Genomic DNA, 13,026 nt, shown 5'->3' with positions numbered 1-13,026 from the left:
ATGATCAAGCGAAAAACCTATTGGAAGGACTTAATTCAGTCCTTTACAGGCTCCAAGGGACGCTTTTTATCTATCTTGACATTGATGATGCTGGGTTCTTTAGCCCTAGTAGGCCTCAAAGTGACTAGCCCCAACATGGAGGCGACAGCTAATGCTTATTTAACAACTGCTCAAACCTTGGATTTGGCAGTTATGTCTAATTATGGTTTGGATCAAGCAGATCAAGAAGAACTAGAACAGATAGAGGGCGCAGAGATTGAGTTTGGCTATTTGACAGATGTGACTATGGAGAATGGGCAGGATGCCACTCGGCTGTACTCCAAACCAGAGCGAATTTCAACCTTTCAGCTAAGAGAGGGACGACTTCCTCAGTCAGACAAGGAAATCGCTTTGGCCACTCATTTGCAAGGCCAATACAGCATGGGACAGGAGATTAGTTTTAAAGAAAAAGAGGAGGGTCATTCCTCTTTAAAAGACCATACTTATACCATTACTGGTTTTGTGGATTCGGCTGAAATCCTCTCCCAGCGAGATATGGGCTACGCAGGAAGTGGAAGTGGGACTCTGACAGCCTATGGAGTGATTTTACCTAGTCAGTTTGATCAGAAAGTCTACAATATAGCTCGTTTGAAATATCAAGATTTGTCAGGATTAAATGCTTTTTCAGCAGCTTATGAAGAGAAATCCAAGCAACATCAGGAAGAACTTGAACAAGTTCTATCTGATAATGGCAAGGCACGTCTACAACTCTTGAGAAAAGAAGGACAAGAGTCTCTAGACAAAGGCAAAGAAACCCTTGATAAGGCTGAGACTAATTTGCAGGAAGGCAAGCGTCGTTTAGCAGTTGCTCAAGCTCGTTTACAGGCTCAGGAAAGTCAACTAGCCTTGCTTCCTCAAGCCCAGAGAGAGCAAGCTAGTTCTCAACTTACCCAAGCTAAGCAGGAATTGAGCAAGGAAGAGGACAAACTAAAGCAGGCTGAACAAAGTCTAGCTCAAGAAAAGGAAAAATTAGAAAAACATCAGCAAGTCTTGGATGATTTGGCTGAGCCCAAGTATCAGGTCTATAATCGTCAGACCATGCCTGGTGGTCAGGGCTACCTCATGTACAGCAATGCTTCAGCCAGTATTCGGGCAGTGGGCAATATCTTTCCTGTAGTGCTTTATGCCGTAGCAGCTATGGTGACCTTTACAACCATGACTCGTTTTGTGGATGAAGAGCGAACTCATGCAGGGATTTTTAAGGCCTTGGGCTATCGTAGTAAGGATATTATCGTCAAGTTTCTCCTCTACGGTCTAGTAGCTGGGACTGTAGGAACAGCTCTAGGTAGCATACTTGGACATTATTTACTAGCAGGTGTGATTTCAAGTGTCATTACAAAAGGCATGGTGGTGGGAGAAACCCAGATTCAGTTCTATTGGACCTATAGCTTACTGGCTCTTGTCTTGAGTTGGTTGGCGAGTGTGCTACCAGCCTACTTGGTAGCTCGTAGGGAACTTCATGACGAAGCAGCCCAGCTTTTATTGCCTAAACCTCCTGTTAAAGGAGCTGAAATCTTACTAGAGCGCATCGGTTTTATCTGGCGTCGTCTCAGTTTTACCCATAAGGTAACAGCCCGTAATATCTTCCGTTATAAACAGCGGATGTTGATGACGATCTTTGGTGTGGCAGGTTCAGTCGCTCTGCTCTTTGCAGGTTTGGGAATTCAATCCTCTGTAGCAGGAGTTCCGTATAGACAGTTTCAACAAATCCAACAGTATCAAATGATTGTCTCTGAAAATCTTAGTGCGACCAATCAAGACAAGGCAAATCTAGAAGAAGTGTTGAAAGGTCAGGCTATTCAAGCCTACCAGAAAATTTATTCTAAGACGCTAGACAAGGATTTTAAAGGCAAGGCTGGTCTTCAGACTGTTACTCTTATGATGACAGAGAAGGAGGATTTGACTCCCTTTATCCATCTGCAACATCATCAGCAGGAGCTGACATTAAAAGATGGCGTCGTTATTACAGCTAAACTTGCCCAGCTGGCAGGTGTCAAGGTTGGACAAACTCTAGAAATTGAAGGTAAGGAATTAACGGTTGCTGCTATTACTGAGAACTACGTTGGTCACTTTATTTATATGAGTCAGGCTAGCTATGAGCAAATTTACGGCCAGCTACCCCAAGCCAACACTTATCTGGTTTCGCTAAGGGATACCAGTGCAACTAGTATCGAAAGGCAGGCCGGCTTACTTATGAATCAAGCTGCGGTGTCCAGCGTTGTCCAAAATGCTTCAGCCATTCGACTCTTTGACTCCGTCGCTAGCTCACTCAATCAGACTATGACCATCTTGGTCATCGTATCGGTTCTGTTGGCTATCGTTATCCTTTACAATCTAACCAACATTAACGTAGCTGAGAGAATCCGTGAACTCTCCACTATCAAGGTTCTCGGTTTTCATAATAATGAAGTCACTCTCTACATTTACCGTGAGACGATTGTGCTGTCCCTTGTGGGAATCGTACTTGGTTTGGTATCTGGTTTCTATTTACATCAATTTTTGATTCAAATGATTTCGCCTGCTACTATTCTCTTTTATCCGCAGGTAGGCTGGGAAGTCTATGTAATCCCAGTGGCAGCAGTAAGCATCATTTTGACCTTGCTTGGTTTCTTCGTCAATCATCATCTGAGAAAGGTTGATATGCTTGAAGCCTTGAAATCTGTAGAGTAAGGTAGTTGCTTTTATCTGATTGAACTTATATATACTCGTAAATAAAAAATCCTCCGTTTCAAAGAGTAGGGAACTCTTTGTGACAGAGGATTTTTTCTATAGGGCTTTAGCAGCTGCAATTGCGGCTTCAAAGTTTGGTTCAGAGTTGATATTGTCCACGTATTCAACGTAGCGAATCGTATTGTCAGTATCGAGGACAAAGACTGCGCGTGCCAATAGATGCCACTCATTGATTAAGAGAGCATAATCGCGTCCAAAGGAATGATCAAAATAGTCTGACAGCATAATCGCATTTTCAATACCTTCAGCACCGCACCAACGTTTTTGGGCAAAAGGGAGGTCCATTGAAACAGTCAAGACAACGGTATTATCCAGTCCAGCCAGTTCTTCATTAAAACGACGCGTTTGAGTTGAGCAGATGCCTGTATCGATAGAAGGCACGACACTCAAGACTTTTTTCTTGCCATCAAAATCAGCCAGAGATTTTTTAGAAAGGTCTGTTGTAGTGAGTGAAAAATCAAGTGCCTTGTCGCCGACTTGTAGTTGTTTACCTGTAAAGCTCACAGGATTTCCGAGAAAAGTTACCATAAGATACTCCAATCTTTTTTCTTCCATTTTAGCTGAAACAGTCGGAATTTTCCAATGATTTGACCGGAAATATGGGCATAGAAAAAACGCCAGCTCATGTGAGAATGACGTTTTCCAGAGGCTTATACTCAATGAAAATCAAAGAGCAAACTAGTAAGCTAGCCGCAGGTTGCTCAAAGCACCGCTTTGAGGTTGCAGATAAAGCTGACGTGGTTTGAATTTGATTTTCGAAGAGTATTATTTTGCCAATCCTTCAGCAATCTTATCAAGGTTGTATTTCATCATGTTGTAGTAGCTGTCGCCTTCTTTACCTTGTTCTGCGATAGAGTCAGTAAAGATTTGTGCGTAGATTGGGATGTTTGTGTCTTGTGAAACAGTCTTCATTGGACGGTCATCCACACTTGATTCTACAAAGAGTGATGGAACTTTTGTTTGGCGAAGTTTTTCAACCAAGGTCTTGATTTGTTCAGGTGTTCCTTCTTCTTCGGTATTGATTTCCCAGATGTAAGCACTTGGGACACCATAGGCTTTAGAGAAGTATTTGAAGCATCCTTCGCTGGTTACGATAAGTTTTTTATCAGCAGGAATGTTGTTAAATTTCTCTTTAGCTTCCTTGTCAAGTTTGTCTAGCTTATCAGTATATTCTTTGAGATTTTTTTCGTAGAATTCCTTGTTGCTAGGGTCTTTAGCGCTCAATTGTTTAGCGATATTCTTAGCAAAAATCATACCGTTTTCAAGGTTAAGCCAAGCGTGTGGGTCTTCTTTGCCTTTTTCGTTTTGACCTTCAAGGTAGATAACATCAACGCCTTCGCTGACTGCAAAGTAGTCTTTGTTTTCAGTTTTCTTAGCATTTTCTACCAATTTTGTAAACCAAGCATTGCCACCTGTTTCAAGGTTGATACCGTTATAGAAAATCAAATCAGCCTGAGAAGTTTTCTTAACGTCTTCAGGGAGTGGTTCGTATTCGTGTGGGTCTTGGCCAACAGGAACGATACTGTGAAGATCAATCTTGTCACCGGCAATATTTTTAGTAATATCAGCGATGATTGAGTTTGTAGCAACAACTTTTAGTTTTTGACCAGAAGCTGCATCTTTTTTTCCGCTACCACATGCTACAAGAACAATGGCGGAAAGAAAAAGAACCAACAATGTACCTAATTTTTTCATTAGATCCTCCAATTTATTGGGGTTTTACCCCTTATTTTAACAAATGTTTATTTTTCAGTTTCAAATATCGTTGTTTTGGAGCGATAAAGAAGCTAATGAGAAAGAAACTAGCAGCTGTGAGCACGATACTAGAACCTGCCGCAACGTTAAAGCTATAGCCGATAAAGAGTCCCAAAACTGAAGCAGTAGCTCCAAAAGTTGAGGAAAGGAAAATCATGCTTTTCAGGCTATTAGCATACAGATAAGCAGTTGCAGCTGGGGTAATCAGCATGGCTACAATCAGGATAGTTCCGACACTTTGCATGGCTGTCACAGACACGAGAGTCAGGAGTACCATGAGAAGGTAGTGATAGAAATTGACAGGCATTCCCATGGCTTTAGCCAAGAGTTCATCAAAGGATGTTATCAAGAGTTGCTTGAAGAAAATCCAGATTAACAAGAGAATGACTGCCCCAACACCCATAGTAATAAACATATCCGTATCTTGGACGGCTAGGATATTACCAAAAAGGATATGGAAAAGGTCAGTTGAACTTTTAGCGACACTAATCAAGATGATACCGAGGGCTAAGAAAGAAGAAAAGGTAATGCCGATGGCGGTATCGCTTTTGATAATCGAGTTCCCCTTGATGTAGGTAATGATGATGGCAGCTAGCAATCCAAAGACAATGGCTCCGATAAAGAAGTCAACGCCCAAGATGAAGGAGAGGGCTACACCTGGTAAGACAGCATGTGAAATGGCATCTCCCATGAGTGACATCCCGCGTAGAATGATGAAACATCCTACAGCTCCAGCTACGACCCCGACGACAATGGCTGTTATCAAGGCATTTTGTAAGAAATGGAATTTTTGCAATCCATCGATAAATTCTGCAATCATAGGTCACCTCCATTGAAAAAGAGTCGATTACCGTAAGCTTCTTTGAGATTGGCTTCGGTAAAGGTTTCTTTGGTTGGACCAAAGGCAATCACTTCTCGATTGACAAGCAAGACTTGATCGAAGTAGTGGGGAACCTTGCTGAGATCGTGGTGGACGATGAGAACCGTCTTCCCAGCTTTTTTCAAATCTCTCAGCGTATTCATGATGATTTCCTCACTGACAGAGTCAATCCCAACAAAGGGTTCATCCAAGAGGATATAATCGGCTTCCTGGACCAAACATCTGGCAATCAAAACCCGCTGGAACTGACCTCCAGATAGTTGACTGATTTGCCGTTCTGCGTAGTCAGCTAGGCCGACGATTTCAAGGGCTTCCTCTACTTTTCTCCAATGTTTAGCGTTTAAACTGCGAAAGAGAGGGATAGAGGGAAAGAGTCCTAGCGAGACGCATTCCTTGACCTTGATGGGAAAGTTGTAGTCGATATTGATTTTTTGTTCGACATAGGCAATTCGGTGTAAGGATTTTTTAACTTCCTTGTCATCGAGAAATGCCTGACCTTGATGTGGGATAATTCCCAGCATACCTTTTAATAATGTTGATTTTCCAGCACCGTTTGGACCAATGATTCCGGTAATTGTTGGTCCTTGGAGCACTAGTGAAATATCCTTAAGTGCCAATGTTTCTTTGTAGGAGACACTGAGGTTTTCGATACGTATCATAAACTTGTATTCCTCCTGTCTCTTAATATACATTAAAAAAAAAATTAAGTCAAGTTAATTTTTGAAAAAATTAAAATAATAACTGAAAAATGATGGAAAAGGAAAGTTCATTTTTAATTGCATTCCCCAGCAATTTTTGTTAAGCTAAAAACAAGTACAAATGAAAGCGAGAACAAGATGACACGTTATCAAGATGATTTTTATGATGCTATCAATGGAGAATGGCAGAAGACAGCTGAAATCCCAGCAGATAAGTCTCAAACAGGAGGTTTTGTTGATTTAGACCATGAAATTGAAGACTTGATGTTGGCGACAACAGACAAGTGGTTGGCAGGTGAAGAGGTGCCTGAGGATGCTATCTTGGCAAACTTTGTCAAATACCACCGCCTAGTTCGTGATTTTGACAAGAGAGAAGCTGACGGTATCACACCTGTCTTATCACTCCTTAAAGAATTCCAAGAATTGGAGACTTTTGCAGATTTTACAGCTAAACTAGCAGAGTTTGAGCTTGCAGGAAAACCAAACTTCCTTCCTTTTGGTGTATCGCCAGACTTTATGGATGCCAGAATCAACGTTTTATGGGCTAGCGCTCCAAGCACGATTCTGCCAGATACGACCTACTATGCAGAAGATCATCCTCAGCGCGAAGAGCTCTTGACTCTTTGGAAAGAAAGCAGCGCAAATCTCCTCAAAGCTTATGATTTCTCTGATGCAGAAATTGAAGACTTGCTAGAGAAAAGACTAGAATTGGATCGCCGAATTGCGGCAGTAGTGCTTTCTAATGAAGAAAGTTCAGAGTATGCTAAACTCTACCACCCATATGCTTACGAAGATTTCAAGAAATTCGCACCTGCCCTACCTTTGGATGACTTCTTCCAAGCCGTTCTGGGACAAGTACCAGACAAGGTTATCGTAGACGAGGAACGTTTCTGGCAAGCAGCAGACCAATTCTATAGTGAAGAGGCATGGCCTCTCCTCAAGGCAACCTTGATTTTGAGTGTTGTGAATCTTTCAACCAGCTATTTAACAGAAGAAATCCGTGTCTTGTCAGGTGCCTATAGCCGTGCGCTTTCAGGAGTTCCAGAAGCCAAAGACAAGGTTAAGGCAGCCTACCAGCTAGCACAAGGTCCATTCAAACAAGCATTGGGTCTCTGGTATGCCCATGAAAAATTCTCTCCAGAAGCTAAGGCGGACGTAGAGAAAAAAGTGGCAACCATGATTGATGTTTATAAAGAACGCTTGGCTAAAAATGACTGGCTGACTCCAGAAACTCGTGACAAGGCCATCGTCAAACTCAATGTCATCAAGCCTTATATCGGTTACCCAGAAGAATTACCAGAACGCTACAAGGACAAGGTAGTGGATGAAAATGCTAGCCTTTTTGACAATGCTCTAGCCTTTGCGCGTGTGGAAATCAAGCACAGTTGGAGCAAGTGGAACCAACCTGTAGACTACAAGGAGTGGGGCATGCCTGCTCATATGGTCAATGCTTACTACAATCCACAGAAGAACCTGATTGTCTTCCCAGCGGCTATTTTACAGGCCCCTTTCTATGACTTGCATCAGTCATCTTCTGCTAACTATGGTGGTATTGGGGCGGTTATTGCCCATGAAATTTCCCACGCCTTTGATACCAACGGAGCTTCCTTTGATGAAAATGGTAGCCTCAAGGATTGGTGGACAGAGAGTGACTATGCTGCCTTCAAGGAGAAAACACAAAAAGTCATTGACCAATTTGATGGACAGGATTCTTATGGAGCAACCATCAACGGTAAATTGACTGTATCAGAAAACGTGGCTGACTTGGGAGGAATCGCAGCAGCGCTTGAAGCAGCTAAGAGAGAGCCAGACTTCTCAGCAGAAGAATTCTTCTACAACTTCGGTCGCATCTGGCGCATGAAAGGTCGTCCAGAATTTATGAAACTCTTGGCCAGCGTCGATGTGCACGCGCCAGCCAAACTCCGTGTCAATGTACAAGTACCAAACTTCGATGATTTCTTTACAACCTATGATGTCAAAGAAGGAGACGGTATGTGGCGTTCGCCAGAGGAGCGCGTGATTATTTGGTAAGGCAAAAAATCTAGTCATCAGAAAAAGGCATCCAATCAGGTGTGAAAACCTTGATAGGATGCCTTTTATAGTGGAAAGACTGCTGGATAATGTACTTAAAATGCGATAGTCATTGTCACCATCTTGCTAGAAAAAAGGATTAAAGGTCTTTTCATGGGCGATGGTCGTAGCTGGACCATGCCCTGGATAGACATCATAGTTTGGTAGGGTGAAGAGTTGGGTCTGGATACTATGGAGGAGTTGTTCCGTACTACCAGTTGGAAGGTCGGTTCGTCCAATAGTTTCACGGAATAGGGCATCTCCTGTCAAAACTAGGTGAGCACCAGGAAAGACGATAGAAACACCGCCGATAGAGTGCCCTGGTGTTGGCAAGACAGTGAAACGAAATTCCTCTAGTTGGTATTCTTCGTGAAAGATAAAAGTGTGTTCTGCAGGTTTTGCGACCACATCTGCCATATCATCGTGACGAGGGAGACCAGAGAGATTATCGACAGGAGTGTAGAGCCAGCTAGCTTCGCTCTCTGCGATATAGACAGGAGGATTGCCAAAAGTCTCGCGAACCAAGTCCAGACTCATGATATGGTCATAATGGGCGTGTGTCAAGAGAATAGCACAGATTGGTTTATTGATGTTCTCTATTGTCTGACGAATAGCTTCCCAATGGCTGCCAGGATCGACGACGATGAGGTGTTTTTCACCCTCCAGGTAATAGGTGTTTTCATAGGCAACAGGATTCACGGTTTTATGGATTTTCATATTAGCTCCAATCTCAAAGAATGTACTAAGATAAGTATAGCACAGTTAGGAAGAATAAGCTGAAAAGCGAAATAGTTCTAGAAAGAAGAACTAGATTTAGATAAAAAAATAAGCCCCGAATGAGTTCGAGGCTTAAGCTGTTTTAATTACCAGCATAATATTTTTGGATTCCCTTAATAATCCCTTCGACTAGTTTATCTTGATAGTCACTGCTGCGGATTTTTTGGTTTTCTTCTGGATTATCCATATATCCCATCTCTAGCAAAACAGCTGGTTTAGCTGTTTCACGGAGAACAGCAAAGGTTGCTTGCAAGAGTCCAGCGTCTCTAGCTCCAGTTTCAGCTAGCAGTGAAGAATGGATATCGGCTGCGAGACGATTACTTTCACTCATCCGTTCAGGATTGTTGTGCCAATCTTTGTTAATCTTGCTAGGGAAACCAGGTTCATCCTTGTAAGAATAGGTCTGGATACCAAGATTAACGGTCGTATCATTCCCTTTTGCATTGAAATGAAGGCTAATGAAAAAGTCAGCATTGGTCTTGTTGACCATACGAGAACGCTCGGTAATAAAATCAACGTCTATATCACTATCTCGAGAGGTGAGAACGGTATAGCCGAGTCCTTCTAGTCGTTTACGTAGCTTACGATAAACTTGTAGGTTCAATTCTTTCTCAGCTATGCCATAGTAATAAGCCCCGCGATCCTTACCACCGTGTCCTGGATCGAGAAAGATAGTTTTAGAGTAATGTCCTTTTTGAAAACCTTGTGCTAATTCACGAACCCATTTTCCATTCCCTTGGAAGAGCTGATTTTTACCATCCACAGCATAGGTTCCTGTGACATATACACCATCGTCCTTAAGATAGTACCAAGCTTGATAGTCTGGGTCATAAATCCATTCCTTGTGGGCCATGTAGCCACCAGATTTTAGATAGTAGGAACCAATCCATTGTTTTTGGGCATAGCGTCCGCCAGATTTTAGGTAAAAGCAACTAGAGTAGCTTTGGTCGTAGACCCATTCCTTATCTGCCATAGCACCGCTGGATTTGAGGTAGTAATCGCCTTTCCAGACATTGGCCAACATTCTACCGTAGCCATCAAAAGCATACCACTTGCCATTGATTTGGCTCCATTGGTTGGATAAATATTTACCAGAACCATTGATATAGTACCAATTATTTCCCATTTGGTACCAGCTGTTTTCAAGCAAGTAGCCATGACTATCAAAGAAATAACCATCATAGAGAGTATCTGTAAATTTGACCCCAGTTTGACTATAAAAAGTCCACTTGTTCCCCTCTTTTACCCAGCCAGTCTGTATAGGTTGATTAGGTTTGGTTTCCCTAGAAAGAGAAGGTTTGCTTTCTTGCTCACTTGAACTAGCTGTGCTCGACGAAGTTTCTGTACTAGCTTGAGAACTACTAGTAGAATTGCTAGTGGAAGTATTTATTGAGCTACTAGTTGAACTAGTTATAGGGGCAGTAGTGGAATGACTCGTATCGTCAGCAAAAACGACTTGGCTGGATAAGCCAAGAACAGCCAATGCTAAAAGTGTCAGTCTTTTGTGTGATTTCATATGATTTGCCTTTCTAGAAAGATGAAAATTCAGTAATTATCGTAAAAAAACTGTTTATATTACCATTATACACTAAAAAAATTAGAAAATTACTAAAATATCAAATCTTTTCTTATTGAAAAAGAAGAAAGTATTTTCATTTTACTAACTTTTAGAGTAGCCTATATTTCAAAAAAGTTAGATGAAAATCAGATAATTATATTTTTTAAGTTTGAATCTTATTCTATCATCTGTCCCAACAAATTGAATAGCTTCAGAATCCTCTTTTTCTAGTTTTCATATTCTTAAAAAAGTGATAAAATGGTAGGAAGAATTGGAGAGTAGAGATGCCAAAAGAAGTGAATTTAACAGGCGATGAGGTTGTCGCTTTAACGCAAAAATATTTATCAAAAGAAGATGTTGCTTTTGTACATAAAGCCTTGGTCTATGCTGTTGAATGCCACAGTGGCCAGTATCGGAAATCTGGCGAACCCTACATTATTCACCCTATCCAAGTGGCAGGTATTTTAGCAAAACTCAAGCTGGATGCTGTAACGGTAGCTTGCGGTTTCTTGCATGATGTGGTGGAAGATACAGATGCGACTTTGGACGATTTGGAAAGAGAGTTTGGTCCTGATGTGAGGGTAATCGTCGATGGGGTTACCAAACTTGGTAAGGTCGAGTACAAATCTATCGAGGAGCAATTAGCGGAAAACCATCGCAAGATGCTTATGGCCATGTCTGAGGACATCCGTGTTATCTTGGTCAAACTGTCAGATCGCTTGCACAATATGCGGACCTTGAAACATCTTAGAAAAGACAAGCAGGAGCGCATTTCCAAAGAAACCATGGAAATCTATGCCCCACTTGCCCATCGTTTGGGGATTTCCAGTGTCAAATGGGAATTGGAAGACTTGTCTTTCCGTTATCTCAACCCAACGGAGTTTTATAAGATTACCCATATGATGAAGGAAAAGCGCAGAGAGCGTGAAGCCTTGGTGGATGAGGTAGTCACAAAATTAGAAAACTATACGACAGATCGTCACTTGAAAGGGAAGATTTACGGTCGTCCCAAGCATATTTACTCGATTTTCCGCAAAATGCAGGATAAGAGAAAACGCTTTGAGGAAATCTATGACTTGATTGCTATTCGTTGTATTTTAGATACCCAAAGTGATGTTTATGCCATGCTTGGTTATGTGCATGAGCTTTGGAAGCCAATGCCTGGTCGTTTCAAAGACTATATCGCTAATCGCAAGGCCAATGGTTATCAGTCTATCCATACGACTGTTTATGGGCCAAAAGGGCCGATTGAATTCCAGATTCGAACCAAGGCCATGCATGAGGTGGCTGAGTATGGGGTTGCGGCTCACTGGGCTTATAAGAAAGGCATTAAGGGGCAGGTTAACAGCAAGGAATCTGCTATTGGAATGAACTGGATCAAGGAGATGATGGAGCTCCAAGACCAGGCTGATGATGCCAAGGAATTTGTGGACTCTGTCAAGGAAAACTATCTGGCTGAGGAGATTTATGTCTTTACTCCAGATGGAGCTGTCCGTTCCCTTCCAAAAGATTCAGGACCGATTGACTTTGCCTATGAAATCCATACAAAAGTCGGAGAAAAAGCGACGGGTGCCAAGGTCAATGGTCGCATGGTTCCACTGACAACCAAGCTCAAGACAGGGGATCAGGTTGAAATTGTCACCAATCCGAACTCCTTTGGACCAAGTCGTGACTGGCTCAATATGGTCAAGACCAGCAAGGCGCGTAACAAGATTCGTCAGTTCTTTAAAAACCAAGATAAGGAATTGTCTGTCAACAAGGGGCGTGAAATGTTGATGGCCCAGTTTCAAGAAAACGGCTATGTGGCCAATAAATTTATGGACAAGCGCCACATGGACCAAGTTCTACAAAAGACCAGCTATAAAACAGAAGAATCCCTCTTTGCGGCTATTGGTTTTGGAGAAATCGGTGCCATTACCGTCTTTAACCGTCTGACTGAAAAGGAACGTCGTGAAGAAGAACGTGCCAAGGCCAAGGCGGAGGCAGAAGAACTTGTCAAGGGTGGCGAAGTTAAGGTTGAAAACAAAGAAACCCTCAAGGTCAAGCATGAGGGTGGTGTGGTCATTGAAGGTGCTTCAGGTCTCCTAGTGCGGATTGCTAAGTGTTGTAATCCTGTTCCTGGTGATGATATTGTCGGCTATATTACCAAGGGTCGTGGTGTGGCTATTCACCGTGTAGACTGTATGAACCTGCGCGCTCAAGAAAACTATGAGCAACGTCTCCTTGATGTGGAGTGGGAAGATCAGTATTCAAACTCAAATAAGGAGTATATGGCTCATATCGATATCTATGGTCTCAACCGTACAGGACTGTTGAACGATGTACTGCAAGTTCTTTCAAACACAACTAAGAATATCTCAACAGTCAATGCCCAACCAACCAAGGATATGAAGTTTGCTAATATTCATGTTTCCTTCGGTATTGCCAACCTCTCGACGCTGACTACGGTCGTGGACAAGATTAAGAGTGTGCCAGAAGTTTACTCTGTCAAACGGACTAACGGCTAATTGTCCTAGCTC

The 13,026-nt window shown here is 42.3% G+C and carries 9 protein-coding genes; 3 read left to right on the top strand and 6 right to left on the bottom strand.

From position 1 onward, the window contains the following. Window positions 1-2,709 (top strand): ABC transporter permease, encoded by a 2,709-nt coding sequence (locus OCF95_RS06130; protein WP_261105073.1) that lies wholly within the window; start codon window positions 1-3, stop codon window positions 2,707-2,709. A gap of 96 nt (window positions 2,710-2,805) precedes the next feature. Here the strand turns inward: OCF95_RS06130 and tpx are convergent, their stop codons facing one another. From tpx to OCF95_RS06110, 4 genes are all read right to left on the bottom strand, one after another. Further along, window positions 2,806-3,297, bottom strand: a complete 492-nt coding sequence (gene tpx, locus OCF95_RS06125; protein ID WP_000256026.1) for a thiol peroxidase — start codon at window positions 3,295-3,297, stop codon at window positions 2,806-2,808. A 237-nt stretch (window positions 3,298-3,534) separates the two neighbouring features. Continuing rightward, entirely contained in the window at window positions 3,535-4,464 is a 930-nt protein-coding gene (gene psaA, locus OCF95_RS06120) for a metal ABC transporter substrate-binding lipoprotein/adhesin PsaA (protein WP_261081282.1), read from the bottom strand. Between the two features lie 31 nt (window positions 4,465-4,495). Then, window positions 4,496-5,344: a metal ABC transporter permease gene (locus OCF95_RS06115; RefSeq protein ID WP_033682180.1), complete on the bottom strand. Its 849-nt coding sequence runs from the start codon at window positions 5,342-5,344 to the stop codon at window positions 4,496-4,498. Continuing rightward, on the bottom strand, window positions 5,341-6,063 hold the full coding sequence (locus OCF95_RS06110) for a metal ABC transporter ATP-binding protein (RefSeq protein ID WP_064276573.1): 723 nt from the start codon (window positions 6,061-6,063) through the stop codon (window positions 5,341-5,343). Before OCF95_RS06110 ends, OCF95_RS06115 begins: the two co-directional genes overlap by 4 nt. A 177-nt stretch (window positions 6,064-6,240) precedes the next feature. On the opposite strand from OCF95_RS06110, the gene pepO reads away from it, so the two are divergent. Continuing rightward, window positions 6,241-8,133 carry an endopeptidase PepO gene (pepO, locus tag OCF95_RS06105; RefSeq protein ID WP_261105072.1) on the top strand — a complete coding sequence of 631 codons (1,893 nt, stop codon included), beginning with the start codon at window positions 6,241-6,243 and terminating at the stop codon, window positions 8,131-8,133. Between the two features lie 126 nt (window positions 8,134-8,259). Here pepO and OCF95_RS06100 read toward each other — a convergent pair whose 3' ends face one another. Continuing rightward, the gene (locus OCF95_RS06100) at window positions 8,260-8,889 is read right to left on the bottom strand and encodes an MBL fold metallo-hydrolase (RefSeq protein ID WP_261105071.1); all 630 of its coding nucleotides are present in this window, start codon (window positions 8,887-8,889) and stop codon (window positions 8,260-8,262) included. A gap of 142 nt (window positions 8,890-9,031) precedes the next feature. Next, on the bottom strand, window positions 9,032-10,465 hold the full coding sequence (locus tag OCF95_RS06095) for an N-acetylmuramoyl-L-alanine amidase (protein ID WP_261105070.1): 1,434 nt from the start codon (window positions 10,463-10,465) through the stop codon (window positions 9,032-9,034). Between the two features lie 326 nt (window positions 10,466-10,791). On the opposite strand from OCF95_RS06095, the gene OCF95_RS06090 reads away from it, so the two are divergent. Further along, the gene (locus OCF95_RS06090; protein ID WP_136937438.1) at window positions 10,792-13,014 is read left to right on the top strand and encodes a RelA/SpoT family protein; all 2,223 of its coding nucleotides are present in this window, start codon (window positions 10,792-10,794) and stop codon (window positions 13,012-13,014) included. The last annotated feature ends 12 nt before the right edge of the window (window positions 13,015-13,026 follow it).

Origin of the sequence: Streptococcus mitis, assembly GCF_946188615.1 — a bacterium.
Lineage (GTDB): Bacteria > Bacillota > Bacilli > Lactobacillales > Streptococcaceae > Streptococcus > Streptococcus mitis_BZ.
The sequence above is the reverse complement of the archived record's forward strand: the minus strand, read 5'-3'. Positions and strand labels throughout refer to the sequence as shown.

Coding starts and splice junctions, on each gene's coding strand:
- pepO (WP_261105072.1), top strand. CDS start 6,241: ATGACACGTTATCAAGATGATTTTTATGATGCTATCAATGGAGAATGG.
- OCF95_RS06095 (WP_261105070.1), bottom strand. CDS start 10,465: ATGAAATCACACAAAAGACTGACACTTTTAGCATTGGCTGTTCTTGGC.
- OCF95_RS06110 (WP_064276573.1), bottom strand. CDS start 6,063: ATGATACGTATCGAAAACCTCAGTGTCTCCTACAAAGAAACATTGGCA.
- OCF95_RS06090 (WP_136937438.1), top strand. CDS start 10,792: ATGCCAAAAGAAGTGAATTTAACAGGCGATGAGGTTGTCGCTTTAACG.
- OCF95_RS06100 (WP_261105071.1), bottom strand. CDS start 8,889: ATGAAAATCCATAAAACCGTGAATCCTGTTGCCTATGAAAACACCTAT.
- OCF95_RS06130 (WP_261105073.1), top strand. CDS start 1: ATGATCAAGCGAAAAACCTATTGGAAGGACTTAATTCAGTCCTTTACA.
- tpx (WP_000256026.1), bottom strand. CDS start 3,297: ATGGTAACTTTTCTCGGAAATCCTGTGAGCTTTACAGGTAAACAACTA.
- OCF95_RS06115 (WP_033682180.1), bottom strand. CDS start 5,344: ATGATTGCAGAATTTATCGATGGATTGCAAAAATTCCATTTCTTACAA.
- psaA (WP_261081282.1), bottom strand. CDS start 4,464: ATGAAAAAATTAGGTACATTGTTGGTTCTTTTTCTTTCCGCCATTGTT.